Here is a 23,659-nt window from a genome sequence, read left to right as displayed (position 1 = left end):
CGAACAAAGGTTAAATTTTATGCAAGATCTGGTTCTCCGCCGTATCTTTATCCTCGCTGGGTTAGCATTGTTGATTTGGGTAATTTATTTACTCAAACCGATTGTCATTCCTTTCGTCGCTGCTTTTTTTATTGCATATCTATTTAGCCCGCTGGTTGATGTTTTGGTTAAGATCAAATTGCCGCGTTGGCTCGCGATAAGTATTGTGTTTATCGGTATCGGTGTGACTTTAACCGTCGTGTTATGGTTTCTTGTTCCACTTGTTTGGAAGCAATTGATGTATGCGCGGGATAGTATTCCTGCGGGAATTCATTGGATTAATGCAATCTTTTTACCTTGGCTTTCTGAAACTTTTGATTTGGTGCCAATGGAACTTGATACCGACCAAATATCTAAAGTCGTTATGGAATATGTTCAAACCAATTATAGTTCGGATAGTGTTCAAACATTTGCGTTACGTCTCGCTCAATCTGGTTTGAACTTTATTCAGTTGGGTGGGCTTATTGTCCTAATTCCAGTCATTTCTTTCTACTTTTTACTGGATTGGAACAGAATGCTGCAAAGCTTCCGTCGTTTGATTCCACGTCCTTATGAAGCATCAACTTTAACTATTATTCGTGAATGCCACAGCGTATTAGGCGCTTTTGTGAAAGGGCAATTTTTGGTTATGTTGTTGTTAGGGATTATTTATGCAGTTGGATTACAGTTAATTGGCTTAGAAGTCGGTCTAATTATTGGCATGATTGCGGGTTTGGCCAGTATTATTCCTTATTTAGGATTTGCTGTTGGTATTATCGCTGCCGTAATCGCATCGTTATTTCAATTCGGTTTGGATTGGGTGCATCTACTTTTGGTGGGTGGTGTATTCTTGTTTGGTCAAATGGTGGAAGGATACGTACTACAACCCTTTCTATTGGGTGATAAAATTGGTTTATCTCCAGTCGCTGTTGTATTCGCAGTTCTCGCAGGGGCACAACTTGCAGGCTTTCTTGGAATGTTGATTGCGTTACCTGTGGCAGCAGTCATTGTGGTTTTGTTAAGACATGCGCGAGATAACTATATAAAAAGTCGGCTGTATGGTTTGCCAACTGAAATAGTAGCTATAGACGGTGGAGCTCAACATGTCAGTGTGGAAACTGAACAAGTAGCGCTTGATATTGAAATAAAAAACTCTCAAGATACAGAGACTTCAAACCCTAATGATGGCTCCAAATAAGCGGGGAAAAAATTAAATCCATGCGTCAACTGCAATTAGATATTGAACCACAACTTGATGCCCGAATTAGTGATTTTTCGGGACCAGGTTGGGGACCTATGGTTGATGCAGTGAGACAATTACATGCGGGTTTGGTTAGTCGATTTTATGTTTACGGTGGGGCAGGTACAGGTAAGAGCCATTTATTATCTGCAATTTGTGATTCTTACTTAGAGTTGGGTCGTCCTGCTATCAAAGTTTCTTTGTTAGAATTATTGGATGCGCCGATTGAAGCAATTACTTCATTAGAGTTTTATGATTTAGTTGCATTAGATGATATTGAAGCCATCAGTGGCGTTCCCCATTGGCAAAAAGCCGTTTTTCATTTGATGAACAATCATGAAGGACAGTTGGTGTTTTCTTCACGATCAGCCCCGATTGAGTTGAGACTAGAGCTCCCTGACTTACAATCCAGATTAACTCAAGCCGTCAGTGTCAAAGTTCCGAGCGGCAGTTCATTTATAGATCGACAAGCGCTGTTGCAATCCGTGATGACGCGACGAGGGATTCATTTTGATCAACAAATCGTTGATTACTTATTGCAAAACGGACCTCATCAAGCTTCGATCTTGTTACAGACACTTGCACAGCTTGAAAAAATGTTAAAAGGCGAAAAAACTAAACTCTCTAATACCACCATCAAGCAGATTTACGCATTAATAGACGAATATCGCCAATAGCATAAAATTTCTTGAGTAATTACGAGAGCTATGACAAAGTACGCACAAAGGATGTGATTGCGAAATTTGGATTTTGCAATATCAAGAAAAATGAAAAATAGAAGGAGAACGGTATGTTCAAGCGGACGCTTGCCTGTGCTTTATTTGCGATTACTGGACATGTATATGCTGCAGATATTCAAGTTACAACATTAGTTGATGAAGACAAGGATGATACCGTTTGCTCATTACGTGAGGCTGTGTTTTTTTTAAACAATAGAACAGAAGAACAATATAAAAATGGTTACAGAGGTTGTGGCAATAAAGATTCTAGCTCGACTATTATTCTTAAACGTGATCAAGAATATAAACTGAATGCTCCAATTGAAATTAAAGCAGCAATGACGATCTCGACTCAGGCGAGCACGGATTTTAATGATAGGAAAAGAGGCTTAAATAACGCCACAATTAGTGTAAATGGACAACACCGTATATTTGATATTGATGATGGTAGTGTTGAAGATGCTTTGGTTGTTGTTAACTTGAAAGATCTTAATCTTCAAGGGGCGTCAACTCGAATTGATAGTACTGGTGGTTTGATTCTCAACCGCGAAGATTTAAGAATTGAATATTCACGTCTAATCAATGGGCATGCAAATAAGGGCGGTGCAATTTATAATGCTGGTATCTTATCCAATACGCAAAAAACAGCAGGAAAATTGCTGATTTTGAATAGTATATTTCAAAATAACAAAGCTGAACAAGGTGCTGTGATTTATAGTGAAATGCCACGATATTTAATTACGCATTCAATCATTCGAGATAATGAAGGGAGTTCAGGTGCGACTGGAGCATTACTATATGTTCAAACAGGTCTGAGCGATGAAACCATTGGAAATGCCCTTTATAATCGAGACTCAGGTATACGAAATACTACAATCTTCCACAATAAAGGTGGATTTGTCGCTAATATCCGAGAAGGTATGATTCTAAATAATCTGACGATGATCAAGAATGTCGCAGGATTGTACTTGGATTCAATAGATCGAGTTGAGGTTGAAGATGGTGAAGAAGAAGATAAGACATATCCAAGTGCATATGTTTCAAATAGCATTATAGTAGAAAATGGAACGCAGAATTGTGTCGCCGCACCGAATGATACGACTATTGTTCAAAGCAATCTAACAACAATAGAATGTGATCGTAACTCAACAGATCGATTACCAAATTTTATGATTGGAAACAATAAGCTGATTGCTGGTATAAATGACGAAGGTATCTGTGATGCACCTCCAGCTGATGGATTATTGTGTCCCTATAAAATTCCTAAGGATCAAATGTTAGGTTTTTTTAAACCTCGACTATTAGCTTCATATACTAAACTATCTGATTCACTTATCGTCAATAAAGGACGCATTTATAGTGATGGAACAAGCTTCAGTTTAGCGAGTTGTGAGAGAACAGATCAACGTGGGATCAACCGTACTGGTTATAATGAATTATGTGATTTAGGTGCGATTGAGTTGGTAGTTGATCGTAGTAATATTCCAATTGCAGGTCAGGATATTTTATTTAAAGAAATCGCAAAATTTAGTATATCAGAGAGCCTGGCTGATGGTGAATTACTAGATCCAGCAACATGTGAAAAAATATTAGGTAAACGTTCAGATGGACAAGACTGGCGCTATGGATGTTTAGAAGTTGTGCAAAATCAAACACCATCAAAGGGAACTTTGACTTTGGATCAAGATGGAAATGTAACTTATGTTCCACATAGTAATTGGCATGGTGCAGATTTGTTTAAAATGCGAATTATAACCACCACCACACGATTTAATGATGCTTCAAGTAACTATATTGAAATTCCAACTAATATTGTGCAAGAGCCAAAAAATAATTTTCAAAGTAAAAAAGTGAATGTCGGTGGTGGTAGTGTCGGGTTTGGTGCAATTTTGATGCTGTTAGGTTTAATGGGATTACGCCGTTTTAAGTCATAATCAAGGATGATGAGATGAAAAATTATAAGAAAGCGTTTTTAGCGACTGTAGTAGTTGCATCAATGCCGTTGATTGCAGCAACTAACGATGGTCCAATTAAAGTCACCACTTTTTTGGATGAAGATGGTGAAAATTCTAAGGCATGTTCACTTCGTGTGGCATTGGAAACTGCAAAACGACGTACTTCTTATGGGGGATGTAAGGTAACTGACACCTCAGTGGGGACACAAAAAAGAATTCAGCTTGAGGCTGGTATCTATACTTTAAAAAGTGAGCTTACGCCACAAGTTAATGTGGCAATTTTGGGTTCTAGTCCTGTTGATTGGGACGAGAAAAATATTTTGCTTAACGATGTAGTTAACCAATATCCAGCTCAAATTCCATTACAAACAACAATCAAAGCAGAGAATTCGCGTATTTTTAATACGGCATTTTCGCAAAAGAGCTTAGTCTTAAGTAATGTGATTTTAACTGGTGGCCGTACAGCAGATTTGGGAGGTGCAATTTATGCGGGGGCCGATGTTTCATTAAATAGCACCCAAATATTGGACTCGCAGGCGGGTAAAGCTGGAGGTGCAATTTATTTAGCTGGAAATACGAGCAATTTAACGATCTCAAAAAGTTTAATCGAGAAAAATCAAGCACCAACAGGAAGTGTGCTTGCAATGCATGATAAGAATGATTTGGGTTACACGAAACGCAATATTACGATTGAATCGAGTAGTTTGGTCGATAATGGATCAGCGACCTCGAAAAGTATGCTGGAGTTTGTAGGTGAGCCAATTGTTATATTAGAGTCCAATACAATTGCTGGAAATAAAGCAAATGTCAATAGTGGTAATTTGATTAAATTTACAGGGGACACTGAAGCCGGAACGATAGGGAGTAATAGCTCTAGCGTATTAAGTAGTTTGAGTCGTTTAACTTTGCAAAATAATACGATTGTTGAGAATAATGCATTCACCACTCTGTTATACGATAAGATTGGCACTAAACGGTTAAATTTGAATATATTGGCATATAACGGTGGTGCAAATAGCTATGCTTGTCGTTATTTGCTTGGGAATACTAACGAACAGGAAGATTTTTCGTTCTCATTAGTAAGCTACAATGCCTTTGCAAGAACTGGTGCGAATCGTTGTGATTTGCCCGACGAAGTATTTAATGAAGATGAAGATAAAGAAACAAATATAGATATTAGCGGAGAACCAATTGAAAAATTCTTAAGTGGACGTATTGATGCTTCACCTTATACAGCATTTCTGCCTTTGTATTATCCAATCAATAATAAATCTGAGGCCGATAAAAAAATCAAAAGTCTAGTCGACACAGGTGTCACATCGTGTAGCCCATGGGATCAACGCGGTTTAGCTCGAATTACAGACGGTGCTTTACATTATGATCCAAAAGCTGCGAATACTTGTGATATTGGCTCGGTAGAGTTAATGCAGTTTGACTGCAGGTGATATCTTCGACCTATCTAATACATCAATTAGTAATATGTTAGACAACAATCAACGCAGTTATGATTTGTTTGAAGATTTGGTCAAAAAACCGAATAATGCGGACTTCTTAACCTATTATAAATTCCGATCAGCACAATACAAAAAAATATTGGATGCTTTTTCAGACGCTGAAAAAAGAAAAAATGCCCTTAAATATCGAGCGATTTATGTAGATTTGCGTAACTATGGATTACCTTTACCTCGAGAAGTCTCTACTGGTGAAGGAAAACCGAACGCTTTAGAATTTTTTAATCCTGAGCTATATAATATTCATGTTGAAGCTTTAGGGGTGGGGCAGATTAACAGTGCTATTACTGATGTAGAAGATGATGAAAACCTTTTTTGTAAATGGAATGCTGATCTAGAGCAAATCATGATCTATCGTATTGATGATCAGATTACACAAGCTGGTGATAAAGAGTTTTGTAAATATACCATCACATTAAAGGCTAATCCTGACATTACATCATCTGGTTTATTGCAAGCAGCATTTAATAATATTGCACCTGTTGTAAAAGATACATCTGTGACATTGAAATATAAGCAAAGTGAAACAGCCACTTTGAATCTGCTTAACTTTGCGAATGATGATGGTGACACGGGTAAAAACGGTTTAGGTCCTGAATTGAAGCCTAACAAACCATCTTTTTGGCGCAATGCTGAAGGAGTAGAACTACCGATTCGGTTATCAAATGTATCGAGTAATCTGGTCATTACCGCTGATCGTCAAGGCAAATGCCCTGCGCCTGATCAACAGGAAACCTGTTACGGTGGAAATATTTATATTAAAGAAGCCAATGCTTTCAACCCCTTTAATTTCTCATTTAACTACCAAGTTTATGATAATGATTTTCCAGAACCTATGATTTCAAATTTAGGAACTGTGAAAGTCATCAGTACAGCGACTACCACGGATGACTCGCGTAAAGCTAGTCATGGCGGAGGCGGTAGTACAGGTATCTTCTCTTTATTTGGTCTGCTGGGATTACTCACTTATCGCCGTTTAAGAAAATAGATTAAGACCAAAAAATAGCGCCTATCGATGGCGCTATTTTTTGGGATTGATTTTATATTCTTTTGATTGGCACTATATTCATTAATATTCAGCGTATTTGGCTAGATATTCTTCTCTGATGTTAACACGTTCTTCTAAGCTGGCGTTTTGCATACGTTTACGTAATGTAGTTCGTTCTTGTGTACTCATCTTTTGCCATACATCACGCATTTTTTGTTTTTCGTCATCAGGCAATTGTGTAAACCATTCCATCCGTTGTTGCAGTTGCGAACTTTGATCGGTTGGAATTTCTTTTAAGGTTTGATAGCGCTGAATAAGAACTCTTTGTTCTTCTGGGGATAAATCATCCCAGGCTTCTTCAGTCGTTGCTTTGATTGGCTTTGAAAATGGCCAAAAACGTTCCGAACCAGCAAAACTGGTTTGTAATAAACTTAATGTACACACAACAAGTGCTAATCGTTTAGCTGCCATGTCTGACCTTATCCTCACCCAAGACCATTAACATTTCCATGTCTTCTACCATTTGTGGTGAAAGTTTTGGATTGATAACAACTTGATTTTGTGGTTTATCTGCTAATTCTATAGAGTTCGGTAAAACCACAATTCCCGTAATGGCTGCGGCTAATGCAAAGCCACCCATTTTCCAAATACTATAGTAGGACGTTGATTTTTTTTGAACCTTATCCAAAACCTGATTCATCACTAACATTTTATTGTGATGTTGTGCTTTCTCAAGCTGATCAAGTTTGGAAGTCACTTGTTTGGTGAACTCATCTTTATTATTCATCTGATGATCCTCCCGTGTGTGGATTTAAATGCGCTAACGTAACTTTAAGCCCTTGAATCGCACGGTGGTAATGTGTTTTGACACTGCCTTCGCTGCAATCCATAATCTGGGCTGTGGTCATCGTATCGAAACCTTCCCAGGCTCTTAGCATAAATGCTTGTTGTTGACGAACAGGGAGTTGATTAATCGCGTTTTGAATCTCTTCCATCGTGACTGCTTGATTCAGAAATTCGAATGGGTTTGGTGTGGACTCATCTACGATATCAATAACTTCTTCATCGTCATCTAAATTCATTTTTTTAAATAAAGAAAATGGATTTGCGCGACGTGCTTCTTTGCGTCTCCAATCTTGTAATTTGTTATTTAAAATCGTATAGAACAGTGGATACCATTCTTCAGTATTTTTTTCGGCATAGGACTTATGTAAAGAGATAAACGCTTCTTGTACTAAATCCATGGCAATGCCTTGTTGGCCTTGAGTTGCACTTTCCATCATGACCAACGCACGACCTGTCACGTCTTGCATAAAAAAACGAAGACGTTGTTCAACAGTACTACAATCAGTACTGTTGTCAGTTCGAGCCTGTTTCGGTGCTAAATCCATAGAGATGGAAAATCCTGTCATGGATACCCACCATTATTCTCAATTCATTAATCATATAACGTTGAAAATGGCAGGTGCGTTGACAACTGAAGCAATTATTTTTGTAGTGTAATTGATTTCATCATCAAAAAAATCGGCTTTAATGTAATTTAACGTTTTATTGGCGCTGACGAACCATTTCAAAAAAACAGATTGAACCTGCGATAGCAACATTCAAAGATTCTTGTCCACCGGGTTGAGGAATCGCTACAGCTTGGGCATGTTCTAAAGCGTAGTCACTGGCACCTTGTCCTTCGTTGCCTAATATCCAAACACAGGCTTGGGTTAAGTCTTGTGAATATAAGCTTGTAGAGCGATGTGAACTGGTGACAAAAACTGGGATTTCAAATTTTGAAAGAATGTCATTCAGTTGAATATTTTCAAAACAGCTTAAACTAAAGTGTGCACCCATGCCTGCACGTAAGACACGTGGTGACCAGAGTGATGCTGAGCCTTGAGTACAGATAATTTGTTTGATATTGGCTGCTGCGGCTGAACGTAAAAGTGTTCCAACATTGCCTGGATCTTGAACATTTTCAAGAATGAGTGTGTCTTTACTAAAGTCAATATCTTGTGAATTTTGGGGTAAATCAATAATTGCTAGACAAGGCAACGTCGTGTCTAAAATACTTAAATCTTTGTATAAAGACTCACTAATGACAAAGACATGACCAGGATATTGGTCAATGATTTTCTCTAAATCGGGGTGTTCTAATGCTTTTTCAGTGGTAAATAAAGACGCGATTTTATTTTGTTGTTGAAACCATGCAAGACAAAGATGGATACCTTCTAGAACGGTTTGCTGATTTTTTTTTCGAGCACTATTGAGTTCGATCAGCCCACGCAAATGTTTGATTTTTGCATTGTCTTTTGATTCTAGAAAAATAAGTGACATAAAATAAACATCCAAAAGGGCAGTATAAATTTATTATAATGCCCTGATAATTAAAAGTAATTAATGATAACTTGTGACGCGTTCAACTTCATTTTTTGAACCAATAATCACGGGCACACGTTGGTGTAATTCCGTTGGTTGAATTTCCATAATACGAACACGCCCTGTTGTTGATGCACCACCAGCTTGTTCAATCAACATACTCATCGGGTTTGCTTCATACATTAAACGCAAACGGCCCGCTTTTTTCGGGTCTTTTAAATCGTAAGGGTAGAGGAAGATACCGCCACGACATAAAATACGATGGATATCGCCAACCATACATGCAACCCAACGCATATTGAAGTCTTTTTCACGTACTGAGGTTTTCCCAGCGAGAAGTTCATCAATATAACGTTTTACAGGATTTTCCCAATGACGCTGGTTGGATGAGTTAATCGCAAATTCTTGAGTATCTGCTGAAACTTGAACTTGTTCAGTCGTCAATAAGAATGTTTGAGACGTTGGATCAAATGTAAAGAATGCGACTCCAGCACCCACAGTAAGTGCTAACATCGTTGATGGGCCATAGAGTACATAGCCTGCAGCAACTTGTTCTGTACCTGCTTGCATAAAGTCAGCAGATTGAGTCACTGCATTTTTAGCAGGTAAGATAGAGAAAATCGTACCGACACACATATTAATGTCGATGTTGCTTGAACCATCTAAAGGATCAAACAAAACAAGATATTTTCCATTTTCTTGGGCAGGGGTAAAATCATCTAATTCTTCAGATGCTAGGCCGCCAACCTGAGGGTGAACTTTTAAAGCGTCAATTAAATAATCATTAGAGATTACGTCTAGTTTTTTTTGTGTTTCACCTTGAACATTTTCATTTTCAGCACTGCCTAGAATTCCTGCTAAAGCACCTTTTTGAAGTGCTAGATCAATGGTTTGACATGTCGCTGCAATTGTTTCGATGACTTGTGCCAACTCTGGAGTCAAATTCCCGTTTTGTTGTTCTAGGTATTGGGTCAAGCTGAGGTTTGACATAATTAAATAGCTCCGATTTAGCAGCGTCAAAATTGATGAAAATGAATGTGGCTATTCTAGATGAGAACGCTCAAAAATAAAAATTATCTTACTTTATTTATGTTGCTTTTATGATTACAAGCATGCCATTACATGCTATGTTGGACGGATAATAGACAGGATGTTTGGAGATTAAAATGTCAACCAAAAATTTTGAAGCGACACCGACCGAGAGTGAAGCAATCAGCTTAGAGAAAATTTCTAAAGAAAGTGTCAAGGATGCTTGGACAGCTTACGAAGCTAAACCTGAATATAAGGAATTTAATAAGCATGATTTGATTGAGTCAATGCAACCAGCAGAATCAGACGATCCCCAATCACAGACATAAAAAATGCTCACATGGTGTGAGCATTTTTTATTGCAATGTGCTTATCTCAATAATGGTGGAACTGCTTCATAGTTAATTTCTACACGGCGATTTTCTTTCCATGCAGCTTCGTTATGACCTGCATTGACTGGTGCTTCTTTACCATAACTTACAGCTTCAAGTTGCTGTGGGCTTACACCATTGGTGACCAAAAAGCTTTCAACTGCTTTGGCACGACGTTCACCTAGTGCCATGTTGTATTCACGTGTACCACGCTCATCCGTATGTCCAGTAAGTGCAACACGTGAGTTTGCATTGGCGATTAGAAATTGAGCATGCGCTTGTAGTGTTTGGTAATCTTCATTTGATAGATCACTACTATCAAAACCAAAATGTACAACACGTTTAGCTAAGAATGCTTTGTTGGCAGCGGTTACGCCTTTAGATGATGCACCCGCTAAGTTTTGAGCGTTTAATGCGGCATCTTCACTTAAACCTTCAGTACTGACAGTCGTACCCGTAGGTGTGTTTCCAGCAGTAATGTCAGTCGCTGGTTTACGGCTTGCACAACCAGTAAAAACAAGTGTAGCTGCAATGAGGGGGAGGGTTAGGTATTTCATATTCATGTGATTCTCCAATAGATCCGATTTCTTCAATAGATTAAAGTTATTTTGGTGCCCAAGCGGGTTCACGTACTTCGCCTTGCTCGCTTGGTAAATTCATACGGAAACGACCATCAGTAGACATGATCGACAATAAACCTCGATTGCCCTCACGGGTCGCATAAACAACCATTTGACCATTCGGTGAGAAGCTTGGTGATTCATCTAAACTGGTTGGGGTTAAAATATTGGTGATGCCTGTATTAATATCTTGAAGGGCTACTTTATAATTGCTACCGCTAGGGCGATGTACTAAAGCAATCTTTTTACCATCGGCACTTAGCGTACCGCGTGCATTGAAAGCGCCTCTGAATGTCAAACGTCTAACAGAATTATCAGCAAAGGTGTAGCGATAAATCTGTGGAGAACCACCACGATCAGAGGTGAAAATAAATGATTTACCATCTGGTGCATAGCGTGCTTCAGTATCAATCGCAGTATCGTTAGTCATACGTTGTACTTGGCGTGTATTCAGATTCATTTGATAGATTTCTGGATTGCCATGCATTGATGCGGTGAAGAGCATAGATCGACCATCTGGAGAGAAGCTTGGTGCCCCATTTAGTCCTCTAAAACTTGCTAAGACTTCACGTTGACCTGTCGCTAAATCCTGGAGATAAATCGCAGGACGTTTGGTTTCAAATGAAACATAAGCAATTTTTTTAGCGTCAGGTGTCCATGTTGGGGAAAGTATTGGATCACGTGATGCCAATACTGTTTTTGGTTGCTCACCATCGGTATCTGCAACTTGCAATGTGTAGCGTTGAGCAGGAGTTGCTTGGTTACGCAATACATAGGCGATGCGCCCACTAAAATCTCCAGCAATGCCTGTCAAGGCTTGATAGATTGCATCACTGATCATGTGTCCAGCTTGGCGAACACGTCCCGCAGGTACTGTTAAAACTTCATTGAGTAAGTATTGTTGCTTTTGGACATCGTAGAGTTGATAGTGAATTTCAAATGTATTGGCATTAATGGCTTTGCTTTGACCAACAACAACGTATGGAACGCCAGCATTTTGCCAATCACCAGCCTGAATCTGATTCATACTTGCTGTTGCAGGCAGATTTTTTGAGGCGCTGGTAAAGCGACCAGAACGGTTTAAATCATTTTCAACAATCGGGTAGATCGCAGAGTCATTTGTAAATGGCACGATTGCGATTTTAGGTGCTTTTTCGGGTGCTTTTGCAATTTCTAGGTGAAGTTGAGCAAAAGCTGTTACCGGAATAGCGGCACTAATCGCAGTGAAAACTGCGATGGCGATGAGATGCTTACGAGTCTTTTCCATATTTAAAATTACTTGCTTTCGTGTTTTTGTGGCTGTTGATTATTTAACATAGTTACATGCTTTGTGCTATTAAAAGCATGTAACGTTAACTATTTATTACTATTTCGCTGTGAAACTCGAAGTAAAGCTTCTTGCTTCTCGACGTGCATCAGGATCTTCTGGCATTGGGTAGGGGGCAGCAGATCTTACAGCGGCTTCTACACTTGCTTTTACGTCAGGGTCACTTGCATTAACAATGACAGATAAAACGGCACCACTATCACTGAGTGTTACACGAGCTGTAGCTTTTTGTCCTGACGACCCTGTTGGTAAGTTCCAAGCACGCTCAATTTTATTGGTGAAATCTCGCTTAGCTGTTGAAGCAATACGTCTAGATTCAGCTTTTTTCTGTGCGGCTTCTTGTTCAGCTTGTTTTGCAGCAGCAGCTTTCGCGTCTGCATCAGCTTTTGCTTTAGCATCTGCGTCGGCCTTACGTTTGGCATCTGCGTCAGCTTTCGCCTTAGCGTCTGCATCGGCTTTACGTTTCGCATCTGCATCAGCTTTTGCTTTAGCATCTGCGTCGGCCTTGCGTTTCGCGTCTGCATCAGCTTTTGCCTTAGCGTCAGCATCGGCCTTACGTTTCGCGTCTGCATCAGCTTTACGTTTAGCATCTGCGTCAGCTTTTGCCTTAGCGTCAGCATCGGCCTTACGTTCCGCGTCTGCATCAGCTTTACGTTTAGCATCTGCGTCGGCTTTTGCCTTAGCATCTGCATCAGCTCTGCGTTTAGCATCTGCATCGGCTCTGCGTTTAGCATCTGCGTCGGCTTTGCGTTTAGCATCTGCGTCGGCTTTGCGTTTAGCATCTGCATCAGCTTTTGCCTTAGCGTCAGCATCGGCCTTACGTTTCGCGTCTGCATCAGCTTTACGTTTAGCATCTGCGTCGGCTCTGCGTTTTGCATCAGCCTCAGCTTTTACCTTAGCATCTGTGTCAGCTCTGCGTTTCGCGTCTGCCTCAGCTTTTGCCTTAGCGTCTGCATCGGCTCTGCGTTTTGCATCAGCCTCAGCTTTTGCCTTAGCGTCTGTGTCAGCTTTACGTTTGGCTTCCGCATCGGCTTGTTTAGCTTTGATTGCCTCATCAGCCTGACGTTTTTGTTCTGCCAATTTAGCTTGTTGCGCTTGTTCAGCTTTTTGCTTTTCAGCAGCAAGCTGTTGTTCATTCGGTTGAGAAGGTGTTGCAGGTAAATTTTGTGGCAATGTATCGTCGACGATAGGACCTTGAATTTCTGTAGCTTGGTTCTCAGCTGTAGTTTCAGAGTCTATTTGTTTTGGTAAATCTTCGGGTTTTACCAAAGTAGTCGTCAACTTTTTAGGTTGCTCAAGTGGTTTGCTCATACCCAAATACAATAAGCCAACAACAGCCACGACATGAACACCGAGTGTAAAACCCAGTGCAATCGCATTTTGTTTTTGTTGATAAGGTGGCTTTTGAAATTTTTTCATAGCTTATTTTAACGGCTCTGTCAGTAAGCCCACTTGGGTCAAACCTGCATCTTGTAAACTTGCCATGAGTGCAATCACTTCTCCATAAGGGCGTGATTGGTCACCATTGACTAAGACGGTAAGTGTTTTATTGTCTTGTTCAGCTTTGGTCTGAGCTTCAGTTAAAATATTTTCTAATTCCTGCAATGATAAAATTTTATTTTTATCGTGATCTTGGAATTCTAGATAAATATTACCACTGCTCCCTAGTGTAACGATAGGTGGTCGCTCTTGGGTTTCAATAGGAGGTGTGTTTGCTTGAGGTAAGTCAACTTTAATGCCGCTCGTGATCATGGGTGCTGTGACCATAAAAATAACCAACAGCACGAGCATGACATCAATATAAGGAACGACATTCATATCACTTTTAAGTGGTTTTTTGATGCGTTCAAAACGTCCAGATCGTTGAATCGCCATTATGCATCTTCCTGAGTCGTTCCAACAGATTGGCGTTGTAACAGGGCAACCATTTCTTCTGCAAATAAAGCACGATCTGTATAAATTGCTTCGCCTTTAGCAGTAAAGTGGTTAAATGCAAGTACAGCAGGGATCGCAGCAAATAAACCAATCGCTGTCGCAATGAGTGCTTCGGCAATACCTGGTGCAACAGTTGCCAACGTTACTTGATCAACTGCAGCAAGACCAATAAATGCGTTCATGATGCCCCAAACAGTACCAAATAAACCAATATATGGGGCAACAGAACCAATACTTGCAAGTACACCTAAACTTTGTTCTAAGTGACCTTGTTCACGACTTAAACCCACACGAAGAATACGTTCGGTTCCATCAATGGTTTGTGTGGTGTCAGCTTTGCGTTTTTTTAGTTTAAAAAACTCAGCTAAACCTTGATAAAAAATATCTTCCAAGCCATGACGTTTAGAGTTGAGTTGAGCATTATTGTAAAGCGTATTTAACTCGGCACCTGACCAAAACATTTTTTGAAAATGTTCATCAGCTTGTCCTGTTTTTTTATAGCTCATATGTAATTTAGCAATTACATACCAGCTATAAATAGAAGCAAATAACAAGATCAGCATGACCAGTTGTACAACAGGGCTTGCTTGTAAAATAAGGTCGGAAATATGCATTGAAGAGTCTAAATTAGTTGCCATAAGTTCAGTGCCAAAAGTTTATTTTTCGTCCTGTGCTAATTCTTTTTGAATCAGATCACGAATTTCATCAGGAAGTCTACGTGGCATCAACTCTTTGTTGAGACATGCCAACACAACCTCACCTGAAGCCAGCAAGATTTCACCACGATAAATATTTTGTTGCAACACAAAAGATGCTGCTTTACACGAAATAACACGTGCTGTAACGGTAATCAAATCATCCATTAATATAGGACGTACATATTTGACCTGAATTTGATGTACCACGAAGTTGTAGTCTTGTTGATGCCAGTAGTGATCTACGCCTGCTGCACGTAGCCATTCGGTACGGGCGCGCTCCATAAAACGGATATGATTGGCATGGTAAACAATACCGCCTGCGTCAGTGTCTTCGATATATACACGGATATTGAATTCAAAATGATTTGCCATGTCCTTTAACCTATTTCAGTATGTTTCGGGCGATGGTGGAATGATAGAGTTTCGAGATAGCGATGGAAATAGTAATAAATAACATATTGGTGACAGAGGGGAAAAATAAAGCCCTAACAAGTAGGGCTTCTTAAAGAACGATGAATCATTGTTACCTTAATTCAAATCATCCCATTCAATCGTTTTTGGATATCCTGTGACTGTGTTACCATCCGCATAAGCACGAATTAATGCTTTGTAATTGCTTGTATTTGAAATCTTAATTGAATTTTTCATGTTGTTCGTATCTTCAATAATAATTTCAGCAAAATTAGGGTGGAAAGTTGCCTTATCCATATCGCTTTCAAATCTAAGATCACTTTTGAAATTTACTGAGAATGTTTTATTCTCTGGATTACCTTCGATGTTTCCTAGTGCTGTAATTATCAGATTATTCACATTAAGTTGATAATTATTGATAATCAACTGTTGCGTTTTTTTCGTTTTGTCATCAAATACACTAAGCGACATTTTTTTAATTTGATATTGAGTAGAGATAGAGCTGTATTTACTCACGATATTGCCGTTGTAAGTAAGTGTTACATCATTAGGTGGAGTGATTGTGAAGTTTCTTAGCGTAGTCTCATAACGTCCTGAATCTGTAGATAATGTTTCTTTGCTATTTACTGATCCAGAGATGGTCATAATTCTTAGGCGATTTAGACGACTGTCGTCATCGTTAGCGAAGTCTAGAAACTCACATTTATTAAATGTAATGCTCTTATCGCTGTTTTTTGTATATGAACCTTTTGAACATTTAAAATTGTAGCCAGCATGAATATTATAATAGAGACTTTCTGCAAACTTAGTGCCAATCGCTATGATATTGTCTTGTTCCTGAGATAAATTGATGATTGGTTCATAAATTGATTCAATAGACTCTGGTTTTGTGTAGTCTATTTTTTCTTTGCTTTGAAATGAATCGCTATTATTTGAGCCATCACTTCCCCCCCCGCATGCTGTAAGTAATAATGTACTACCACAGAAGATCGTTAAAAGTTTATTTTTCATTTTTACCCTAAACAAATTAATAAAGTGATCAAAAGACTTCTTTCATTATTATTTATACCTTTTTATATTTCTCCCATCGAGAGAAAAAGGATTTATGAAAGAAGTCTAAAATAGTCTATATATTATATTAATCACTTTATTATAAGAAGAATTTTATTGATTTTTATCTTATTCAGGCGGTGTTAAACCAAACTGTAAATACGCCATATTGGTTGCAATACGACCTCGAGCAGTACGCATCACATAACCTTGTTGGATTAAATAAGGCTCAATGACATCTTCCAATGTTCCACTATCTTCTGCCATAGCTGCGGCTAATGCCTCAACACCAGTCGGTCGTCCCTCAAAACGCTCTAAAAGCATAGATAAATAACGACGATCTAAAGTATCTAAGCCATCTTTATCGACATTGAGCATATCCAAAGCGCGTTGAGCCATGTCTTGCGTTACTTCACCATTGCCTTTGACTTGGGCATAGTCACGGACACGACGTAATAAGCGATTGGCAATACGTGGTGTACCACGCGCACGACGAGCAATTTCGGTTGAGCCTTCTTTGGTAATCGGAACATCCATCAAGTTAGCAGAGCGTGTGACAATGTGAGTGAGATCTGCGACTGAATAAAATTCTAAACGTTGCACAATACCGAAGCGGTCACGTAAAGGCGAGGTGAGTAGACCTGCACGTGTTGTTGCAGCGACCAAAGTGAATGGTGGGAGGTCTAATTTAATTGAGCGAGCAGCAGGACCTTCACCAATCATAATATCGAGTTGGTAGTCTTCCATCGCTGGATAAAGAATTTCTTCAATCACTGGAGATAGGCGATGAATTTCGTCAATAAATAAAACGTCACCTTCTTCAAGATTGGTTAGCATTGCAGCTAAGTCACCTGCACGTTCTAATACAGGCCCAGAGGTTGACTTTAAATTACCACCCATTTCACGTGCGATAATATTTGCGAGTGTCGTTTTCCCCAATCCTGGTGGACCGAAAATCAAGGTGTGGTCTAAGGCTTCACCCCGTCCACGAGCAGCCCCAATAAAGATTTCCATTTGCTCACGCACTACAGGCTGACCAATATAGTCAGCGAGTGAAGTTGGACGAATGGCGCGATCAAAATGATCTTCAGGTTTTTCAGAACCACTGATTAAACGGTCTTGCATAATTGATTCGGTCTGTCTTTATTTATTTAATGATTTAAGTGCAGCACGGATGATATCACTCGCTTCGGTAAATTCGGCTTTAACGGATTGAATCAGTTTTTGAGCTTCAAGTGGTTTATAGCCTAATGATTGTAAAGCAGCTTCAGCTTCAGCAACAGCAGAGTTTCCAGTGAATTGTATTTGAGTTGATGCTGAGTTATTCGAAGTCGTATGAGTTGAAAATGCTTTGAAACGATCACGTAGTTCAATCATCAAGCGTTCAGCGGTCTTCGCGCCGACACCAGGAACTTTTACCAATGTTTTGACATCACCATTTTCAACGGTATGTATCAGCATATCCACGCTTAAGGTTGAAAGAATACCGAGCGCCATTTTAGGGCCAACGCCATTGACTTTAAGTAAGGTGCGGAAAATGGTTTTTTCATTGGTGTCAATAAAACCATAGAGTTGTTGTGCATCTTCACGAACCACCAAATGCGTCCATAAAGTCACTTTCTGTCCTTTTTGTAATTGGCAAAATGTTGAAAGTGGCGTATCAATTTCATAGCCGACACCATTTACATTCAGTAATACAGTTGGGGCTTCTAAGGCAAACACTTCGCCAATTAAACATCCGATCATGAGGTATATTTCACTATTTTATAAATGATTGAGTTTGTAGGATAAAAGCAAAACGAATCTTACACAGGTCAATCTGGATCACTAAAAGAAACCTATTTTATTGCCTTTCAGTTCTTGTGCCAAACTATAGGCTTGGTGGTCAGAGAACTTACTAATAATATCCAAGACCTGCATAATATTTTGATAATGATTGCTTTGGAAATTTGCCCCAGAGTGCTGCAAAATCGAAAGCAAACGCTGTTCTTTAAAACTTAAGCTCTTATGTGGCATGGTCAATGGAACAAAAGCATCTAAAATCGTTTGTAAGCTTTGATGTGCAATAATTTCCAAACCTGATTTTTGTGGATGTTCAAAGATCCGATCTCGGGCAAGATTTTTTGCAGTTTGAATACCTGCTTCGATATCAGGTGAACAATATTGTAAAAGGCTACCTTTGAGCTGACCTGTCAAGATTTCATAATGATGCTTGGCAAATGCTGAACTGACTTCTTCGACTAAACGTTTCATGACACGTCCACGTAAAGCTGCGATTTTTTGTTGCCATGTGGTGTGGGGTAAATACAACTCTTCGGGACGACCAAAGTCGGCAATTAAATTCAGGAATATTGGCTCGACTTCATCATAGTCCAACATATTTAAAATAATGCCATCTTCTAAATCAATCAGCGCATAGCAGATGTCATCTGCTGCCTCTAATAAATAAGTCAATGGATGACGACAATAATGATATTCACCAAGTTGGATTAATCCTAGTTGTTCAGCAAGCTGTTTTAAAATTTCTTTTTCTGATTGATAACAACCAAACTTTGCTCTTTGGTGAGATGGGATATCACCTTGTGCTTCAATGGTTTTGGACAACCACGGATATTTAAGATAAGCCCCTAAAGTGGCACAAGTAAGTCGCATACCACCATCGTCAGGATGATAATCAATACGACTCAATAAGCGAAGACCTTGAGCATTACCTTCGAATTGACGTACATCGGCGGCCTCTTCTGGAGTCAATTTTGTAAGAAAGTCTCGATGTGATGCATCATCAAACCATTCTCGAATGGCATATTCACCCGCATGTCCAAAAGGTGGGTTGCCAATATCATGGGCGAGACAGGCTGCTTGAATAATTGCACCGACATCCGCAGGCGAAATCCATACAGGTAGTTCATCTTTAATCTTTTCCGCAGCGAGCATGCCTAAAGAACGTCCGATACAGGACACTTCCAGTGAATGGGTTAAACGAGTATGGATACCATCGTGTTGGGTAAGTGGGTGAACCTGTGTTTTTCTATTCAGTTGACGAAAGCTTTGGGAAAATATAATTCTGTCATAATCTTTATGAAATGGACTTCGAGCCAATTCTGAACTGCTTTTTTTACTACCTAAACGAATTGCAGAAAGCAATTCCAACCAACGCATTTGTTCCATGTATCATGATTCACTATCTATTCACGATCATCATGCCAAAAAAAATATCAAAGCACTAGGGTGGAGCGACATAAGTTGTCTTAGATCAGTCTGCGTCATAAATGTCGAGATGAATAGAAATATAACGCATCGTGATAAGTGCTTCTTCAAGTTGGAAATTATTTAAAAAAGATGCAGTAAAAATAAGTGATATTGAGTGTTTTACAAACTAAAAGAATTGTTACGAATACAGTCACAGTCATAAGGCTAAAAGGAATTCGCTCATTTACAGCAGAAAACTCTAGTTTTTAAGATGGATATGGCTAGCTGAAAAGAGGCTTTCACAGTAGAATATGCGCTCTTTCATAAGTCACATTGCGGTGGGTCTGTTCGATCTGCCCGTGGAGCCAAAGTCAACATGTTTATCGTGGCCGGTGCATCAGCACATTCTTCTTTTAAGAAAGCTCAACTCTTAAACCGTTTAACGTCAATGAGTTCTGTTCAATCTTTTGACAGCCAGTGGGTTTATTTGTTTGATCAAGCGCTCAACGAGCAGCAGTATCAATCGGCATTACAACTATTAAACGATGGTCAATCTTTTGAACTTCGCCAAGCTGCAAGTGATGAAATCCAGATTTTAGTAACACCACGTGTCGGCACAATCTCGCCGTGGTCATCTAAAGCAACCGATATTTTCCAAAACTGTAATACGCCGATTCATCGTTTAGAGCGTGGTCTTTTATTTACCTTAAAAGGGGTAAAAGAAATTTCGAACGAAGTGAAATTGGCATTACATGACCGCATGACAGAAAATGTTTTTGCTCAAATTGAAGATGCAACTGCACTGTTTTCTGAAACTGCGCCAAAACCGTTGAACTCGATTGATATTTTGGGTCAAGGCAAAGATGCACTAGTTAAAGCCAATAATGAATTTGGTTTTGCGCTCTCTGATGAAGAAATTGATTACTTAGTGGCAGCATTTTCTAAGTTGGGGCGTAATCCAAATGACATCGAATTGATGATGTTTGCACAGGCAAACTCTGAACATTGTCGTCATAAAATCTTTGGTTCTGAATGGACAATTGATGGTGAGAAACAACCATTATCATTGTTCCAAATGATTAAGAACACCTATAAAGAATCTCCAAACGATGTGTTATCAGCTTATAAAGATAATGCTTCTGTGATCGTCGGTTATGACACCATGCGTTTTTATCCAAAAGCGGATGAAAATGGTCACTTCGTATATAAATATAAGAGCCAAGCAGCTCACATCTTAATGAAGGTTGAAACGCACAACCATCCGACCGCAATTTCTCCATTCGCTGGCGCTGCAACAGGTTCTGGCGGTGAAATTCGTGACGAAGGTGCGACAGGTCGTGGTGGTAAACCTAAAGCAGGTTTAACAGGCTTTACGGTTTCTAACTTAAATATTCCGGGCTTTGAACAGCCTTGGGAAGAGAACTACGGCAAACCTTCACGTATGGCATCGCCATTGCAAATTATGATTGAAGGTCCATTGGGCGGCGCGGCATTTAACAATGAATTCGGTCGTCCTGCGCTGAATGGTTATTTCCGTACTTTCGAACAGAATGTAAATGGTGAAGTGAAAGGCTTCCACAAACCAATCATGATCGCAGGTGGTTACGGTAATATCCGTCCTGACCATGTGGAAAAAGATGCGATTCAACCAGGTGACTTGCTCATTGTATTGGGTGGTCCTGCCATGTTGATCGGTCTTGGTGGTGGTGCTGCATCTTCTGTAGACAGTGGTACGATGGGTGAAAGCCTTGATTTCGCTTCAGTACAACGTGAAAACCCAGAAATGGAGCGCCGTTGCCAAGAAGTGATTGATACGTGCTGGCGTTTAGAAGACTTCAACCCAATCGTTTCTGTACATGATGTCGGTGCGGGTGGTTTATCAAATGCAATGCCTGAACTTGTGAATGATCACGAGTTAGGTGCGGTGCTAAATCTTCGTAAGATTCCATCATTAGAGCCGGGCATGAGCCCAATGGAAATCTGGTCAAATGAAGCGCAAGAGCGTTATGTCCTTGCGATTCGCCCAGAGTCTTTAGCACAATTTGAATCAATCTGTGCACGTGAACGTTGTCCGTTTGCTGTATTGGGTGAAGCGACAGAAGCACGCCATTTAACCGTTGAAGATCCATTGTTTGAAAACAATGCAGTCGATATCCCGATGCAAGTGATGTTGGGTGGTACGCCACGTATGCAACGTGCGTATGAAACCATTGAACGTACAGGCACTGACTTTGATGCTTCAAAAGTTGATTTGAAAGATGCGATCTTCCGCGTATTGAAAAATCCAACCGTTGCGTCTAAATCATTCTTGATCACCATTGGTGACCGTTCGATTACAGGTATGGTTGCACGTGACCAAATGGTCGGTCGTTGGCAAGTTCCTGTTGCAGATGCAGCAGTAACCACAACGAGCTTACAAGGCTTCACAGGTGAAGCAATGGCAATGGGCGAACGTCCACCAGTTGCATTGTTAAACCCTGCTGCATCTGCTCGTTTAGCAGTTGCTGAAGCGATTACCAATATTGCATGTGCCAACATTGAACAAATCAGTGATATCAAACTTTCTGCAAACTGGATGGCTGCGGCTGGTCAAAAAGGTGAAGACCAAGCGTTGTTTGAAGGTGTGAAAGCGATTGGTATGGAAATGTGTCCTGCATTGGGCATCGCCATTCCAGTTGGTAAAGACTCACTTTCAATGCGTACTACTTGGAATGATGGTGAAGACAAAGCAGTCACATCTCCAATGACAGGCGTGATCACTGCATTTGCGCCAGTTTTGGATGTACGTAAAACCTTAACACCTGAATTGAAGGACTTAGCAGATTCAGTACTTGTACGTATTGATTTGTCTAAAGGTCAATTCCGTTTAGGTGGTTCGATCCTTGCTCAGGTTTATAAAGCAATCGGTTCTGTTACCCCTGATGTTGATAGTTTTGATGACTTCAAAGCATTCTTTGCATTGATTCAAGATTGGAACAATCGTGGTTTGATCAAGGCTTACCATGACATCGGTGATGGTGGTTTATTAGCGACTGTTGCTGAAATGATGTTTGCTTCACGCTTAGGTGTTGCTCTAGAGAACCAATCAACTGAAAGCTTATTTGCTGAAGAAATTGGTGCAGTACTTCAAATTACTGCTGTTGATTGGGCGCAATTAGAATCAGAAGTTGTAGCGTCAAGTTTGAAAGATGCCATCGCTGTTGTTGGTCACGTGGACACAACTGATCAACTGGTTGTAAATGGTTTAACTTTAGAGCGTGCTGAATTACAACAAGCATGGGCTGAAGTATCACATCAGATCCAGCGTTTACGTGACAACGTTGAAACTGCTGATCAAGAGTTTGCCTTAATTGCAGATTCAAACCACAAAGGTTTAATTGCACAAGCAACCTATGACTTAAATGAGCCTGTAGAAGCGCCATTTATCAATACACGTCGTCCAAGTATGGCGATCTTGCGTGAGCAAGGTGTCAACGGTCATGTCGAAATGGCGGCTGCTTTTGATAAAGTCGGTTTCAATACCATCGACGTACATATGAGTGACTTGCTTGCTGGTCGTGTGAGCTTAAGTGATTTTGAAGGCTTAGTGGCATGTGGCGGTTTCTCATACGGTGACGTAATGGGTGCTGGTGGTGGTTGGGCGAAGTCAGTATTGTTCAACGCGAAACTACGTGATCAGTTTGAACAATTCTTCCATCGTGAAGATACCTTCAGCTTAGGTGTGTGTAACGGCTGTCAAATGATCTCTCAACTTGCACCACTGATTCCGGGTGCAGAGCATTGGGGACGTTTCCATCGCAACATGTCAGAAGTATTTGAAGCGCGTGCAGTCAATGTTCGTGTAGAGAAATCGGTATCTGTCTTGCTTGAAGATATGCAAGGTTCAATTTTACCGATTGCGGTTGCGCATGGTGAAGGTCGTTTAGTTGCAACTGAACAACAACTTGCAGCTTTAAATGCTGAGAACCAAGTGGTGTTACGTTATGTGGATAGCTTGGGTAATCCAACTCAGCACTATCCGTTGAACCCGAATGGTTCACCTGAAGCGATTACAGGCTTAACCTCTAAAGATGGTCGTGCGACAGTGATGATGCCGCATCCAGAGCGTAACTTCCGTGCTTTACAGCATTCTTGGAAGCCTGAAGATTGGGCTGAAGATGGTGCTTGGTTGCGTATGTTCCGCAATGCCCGTAAATTTATTGGTTAATGTGACTTAACCATAAAAGCCACC

General features: G+C 40.0%; 20 protein-coding genes and 1 pseudogene. 6 read left to right on the top strand and 15 right to left on the bottom strand.

The genetic code is table 11. From position 1 onward, the window contains the following. The first annotated feature begins 19 nt into the window (after nucleotides 1-19). From cxpE to F991_RS03260, 4 genes and pseudogenes are all read left to right on the top strand, one after another. Nucleotides 20-1,216 (top strand): chloramphenicol efflux transporter CxpE, encoded by a 1,197-nt coding sequence (cxpE, locus tag F991_RS03275; protein WP_004668933.1) that lies wholly within the window; start codon nucleotides 20-22, stop codon nucleotides 1,214-1,216. A 20-nt stretch (nucleotides 1,217-1,236) separates the two neighbouring features. Further along, entirely contained in the window at nucleotides 1,237-1,935 is a 699-nt protein-coding gene (locus F991_RS03270) for a DnaA ATPase domain-containing protein (protein ID WP_004668932.1), read from the top strand. Between the two features lie 113 nt (nucleotides 1,936-2,048). After that, a complete protein-coding gene (gene rbtA / locus F991_RS03265) occupies nucleotides 2,049-3,911 on the top strand; it encodes a rhombotarget A (RefSeq protein WP_004668931.1) in 1,863 nt (620 codons plus the stop codon). A gap of 14 nt (nucleotides 3,912-3,925) precedes the next feature. After that, a pseudogene (locus tag F991_RS03260) lies at nucleotides 3,926-6,431 on the top strand (CSLREA domain-containing protein). Between the two features lie 81 nt (nucleotides 6,432-6,512). Here F991_RS03260 and F991_RS03255 read toward each other — a convergent pair. The 5 genes from F991_RS03255 to F991_RS03235 form a co-directional block, all read right to left on the bottom strand. After that, complete coding sequence (locus tag F991_RS03255) at nucleotides 6,513-6,902, bottom strand: DUF3106 domain-containing protein (RefSeq protein WP_004668928.1); 390 nt, start codon at nucleotides 6,900-6,902, stop codon at nucleotides 6,513-6,515. Then, a complete protein-coding gene (locus F991_RS03250) occupies nucleotides 6,892-7,218 on the bottom strand; it encodes a hypothetical protein (RefSeq protein WP_004668927.1) in 327 nt (108 codons plus the stop codon). Before F991_RS03250 ends, F991_RS03255 begins: the two co-directional genes overlap by 11 nt. Further along, nucleotides 7,211-7,822 (bottom strand): RNA polymerase sigma factor, encoded by a 612-nt coding sequence (locus F991_RS03245; RefSeq protein ID WP_004668926.1) that lies wholly within the window; start codon nucleotides 7,820-7,822, stop codon nucleotides 7,211-7,213. Before F991_RS03245 ends, F991_RS03250 begins: the two co-directional genes overlap by 8 nt. Nucleotides 7,823-7,979: 157 nt before the next feature. Beyond that, nucleotides 7,980-8,756 carry a TrmH family RNA methyltransferase gene (locus F991_RS03240; protein WP_004668925.1) on the bottom strand — a complete coding sequence of 259 codons (777 nt, stop codon included), beginning with the start codon at nucleotides 8,754-8,756 and terminating at the stop codon, nucleotides 7,980-7,982. A 60-nt stretch (nucleotides 8,757-8,816) separates the two neighbouring features. Continuing rightward, nucleotides 8,817-9,788 carry a class 1 fructose-bisphosphatase gene (locus F991_RS03235; protein WP_004668924.1) on the bottom strand — a complete coding sequence of 324 codons (972 nt, stop codon included), beginning with the start codon at nucleotides 9,786-9,788 and terminating at the stop codon, nucleotides 8,817-8,819. 176 nt (nucleotides 9,789-9,964) lie between these two features. Here F991_RS03235 and F991_RS03230 point away from each other — a divergent pair, with 176 nt between their 5' ends. Then, complete coding sequence (locus F991_RS03230; protein WP_004668923.1) at nucleotides 9,965-10,156, top strand: NF038105 family protein; 192 nt, start codon at nucleotides 9,965-9,967, stop codon at nucleotides 10,154-10,156. Between the two features lie 41 nt (nucleotides 10,157-10,197). Here the strand turns inward: F991_RS03230 and pal are convergent, their stop codons facing one another. From pal to F991_RS03180, 10 genes are all read right to left on the bottom strand, one after another. Beyond that, entirely contained in the window at nucleotides 10,198-10,761 is a 564-nt protein-coding gene (pal, locus tag F991_RS03225) for a peptidoglycan-associated lipoprotein Pal (protein WP_004668922.1), read from the bottom strand. A 40-nt stretch (nucleotides 10,762-10,801) separates the two neighbouring features. Continuing rightward, nucleotides 10,802-12,085, bottom strand: a complete 1,284-nt coding sequence (gene tolB, locus F991_RS03220) for a Tol-Pal system beta propeller repeat protein TolB (RefSeq protein WP_004668921.1) — start codon at nucleotides 12,083-12,085, stop codon at nucleotides 10,802-10,804. A gap of 99 nt (nucleotides 12,086-12,184) precedes the next feature. Next, a complete protein-coding gene (gene tolA / locus F991_RS03215) occupies nucleotides 12,185-13,564 on the bottom strand; it encodes a cell envelope integrity protein TolA (protein WP_004668920.1) in 1,380 nt (459 codons plus the stop codon). A 3-nt stretch (nucleotides 13,565-13,567) separates the two neighbouring features. Next, on the bottom strand, nucleotides 13,568-14,020 hold the full coding sequence (tolR, locus tag F991_RS03210) for a protein TolR (RefSeq protein ID WP_004668919.1): 453 nt from the start codon (nucleotides 14,018-14,020) through the stop codon (nucleotides 13,568-13,570). Next, nucleotides 14,020-14,718, bottom strand: a complete 699-nt coding sequence (gene tolQ, locus F991_RS03205) for a protein TolQ (RefSeq protein ID WP_004668917.1) — start codon at nucleotides 14,716-14,718, stop codon at nucleotides 14,020-14,022. Before tolQ ends, tolR begins: the two co-directional genes overlap by 1 nt. 18 nt (nucleotides 14,719-14,736) lie before the next feature. Next, a complete protein-coding gene (gene ybgC, locus F991_RS03200; RefSeq protein ID WP_004668915.1) occupies nucleotides 14,737-15,150 on the bottom strand; it encodes a tol-pal system-associated acyl-CoA thioesterase in 414 nt (137 codons plus the stop codon). Nucleotides 15,151-15,306: 156 nt separating this feature from the next. Next, nucleotides 15,307-16,200, bottom strand: a complete 894-nt coding sequence (locus F991_RS03195; RefSeq protein ID WP_004668913.1) for a hypothetical protein — start codon at nucleotides 16,198-16,200, stop codon at nucleotides 15,307-15,309. A gap of 168 nt (nucleotides 16,201-16,368) precedes the next feature. Beyond that, nucleotides 16,369-17,364, bottom strand: a complete 996-nt coding sequence (ruvB, locus tag F991_RS03190; protein WP_004668912.1) for a Holliday junction branch migration DNA helicase RuvB — start codon at nucleotides 17,362-17,364, stop codon at nucleotides 16,369-16,371. Nucleotides 17,365-17,382: 18 nt separating this feature from the next. Beyond that, entirely contained in the window at nucleotides 17,383-17,985 is a 603-nt protein-coding gene (gene ruvA / locus F991_RS03185; protein WP_004668911.1) for a Holliday junction branch migration protein RuvA, read from the bottom strand. 81 nt (nucleotides 17,986-18,066) lie between these two features. After that, a complete protein-coding gene (locus tag F991_RS03180; RefSeq protein ID WP_004668910.1) occupies nucleotides 18,067-19,407 on the bottom strand; it encodes a deoxyguanosinetriphosphate triphosphohydrolase in 1,341 nt (446 codons plus the stop codon). Nucleotides 19,408-19,804: 397 nt separating this feature from the next. On the opposite strand from F991_RS03180, the gene purL reads away from it, so the two are divergent. Continuing rightward, nucleotides 19,805-23,635: a phosphoribosylformylglycinamidine synthase gene (gene purL, locus F991_RS03175; protein WP_004668909.1), complete on the top strand. Its 3,831-nt coding sequence runs from the start codon at nucleotides 19,805-19,807 to the stop codon at nucleotides 23,633-23,635. Nucleotides 23,636-23,659: the final 24 nt, after the last annotated feature.

The sequence above is a fragment of the Acinetobacter sp. CIP-A165 genome, from assembly GCF_000367985.1.
Lineage (GTDB): Bacteria > Pseudomonadota > Gammaproteobacteria > Pseudomonadales > Moraxellaceae > Acinetobacter.
This window is presented reverse-complemented; position numbering and strand designations above follow the sequence as displayed.

Bases quoted from the DNA above. Each gene is read 5' to 3' on its own strand.
- F991_RS03255 (WP_004668928.1), bottom strand. From the start codon at position 6,902: ATGGCAGCTAAACGATTAGCACTTGTTGTGTGTACATTAAGTTTATTA.
- tolB (WP_004668921.1), bottom strand. From the start codon at position 12,085: ATGGAAAAGACTCGTAAGCATCTCATCGCCATCGCAGTTTTCACTGCG.
- F991_RS03230 (WP_004668923.1), top strand. From the start codon at position 9,965: ATGTCAACCAAAAATTTTGAAGCGACACCGACCGAGAGTGAAGCAATC.
- F991_RS03240 (WP_004668925.1), bottom strand. From the start codon at position 8,756: ATGTCACTTATTTTTCTAGAATCAAAAGACAATGCAAAAATCAAACAT.
- tolA (WP_004668920.1), bottom strand. From the start codon at position 13,564: ATGAAAAAATTTCAAAAGCCACCTTATCAACAAAAACAAAATGCGATT.
- F991_RS03195 (WP_004668913.1), bottom strand. From the start codon at position 16,200: ATGAAAAATAAACTTTTAACGATCTTCTGTGGTAGTACATTATTACTT.
- ybgC (WP_004668915.1), bottom strand. From the start codon at position 15,150: ATGGCAAATCATTTTGAATTCAATATCCGTGTATATATCGAAGACACT.
- pal (WP_004668922.1), bottom strand. From the start codon at position 10,761: ATGAATATGAAATACCTAACCCTCCCCCTCATTGCAGCTACACTTGTT.
- F991_RS03270 (WP_004668932.1), top strand. From the start codon at position 1,237: ATGCGTCAACTGCAATTAGATATTGAACCACAACTTGATGCCCGAATT.
- tolR (WP_004668919.1), bottom strand. From the start codon at position 14,020: ATGGCGATTCAACGATCTGGACGTTTTGAACGCATCAAAAAACCACTT.
- ruvA (WP_004668911.1), bottom strand. From the start codon at position 17,985: ATGATCGGATGTTTAATTGGCGAAGTGTTTGCCTTAGAAGCCCCAACT.
- rbtA (WP_004668931.1), top strand. From the start codon at position 2,049: ATGTTCAAGCGGACGCTTGCCTGTGCTTTATTTGCGATTACTGGACAT.
- ruvB (WP_004668912.1), bottom strand. From the start codon at position 17,364: ATGCAAGACCGTTTAATCAGTGGTTCTGAAAAACCTGAAGATCATTTT.
- tolQ (WP_004668917.1), bottom strand. From the start codon at position 14,718: ATGGCAACTAATTTAGACTCTTCAATGCATATTTCCGACCTTATTTTA.
- F991_RS03180 (WP_004668910.1), bottom strand. From the start codon at position 19,407: ATGGAACAAATGCGTTGGTTGGAATTGCTTTCTGCAATTCGTTTAGGT.
- F991_RS03250 (WP_004668927.1), bottom strand. From the start codon at position 7,218: ATGAATAATAAAGATGAGTTCACCAAACAAGTGACTTCCAAACTTGAT.
- F991_RS03245 (WP_004668926.1), bottom strand. From the start codon at position 7,822: ATGGATTTAGCACCGAAACAGGCTCGAACTGACAACAGTACTGATTGT.
- F991_RS03235 (WP_004668924.1), bottom strand. From the start codon at position 9,788: ATGTCAAACCTCAGCTTGACCCAATACCTAGAACAACAAAACGGGAAT.
- purL (WP_004668909.1), top strand. From the start codon at position 19,805: ATGTTTATCGTGGCCGGTGCATCAGCACATTCTTCTTTTAAGAAAGCT.
- cxpE (WP_004668933.1), top strand. From the start codon at position 20: ATGCAAGATCTGGTTCTCCGCCGTATCTTTATCCTCGCTGGGTTAGCA.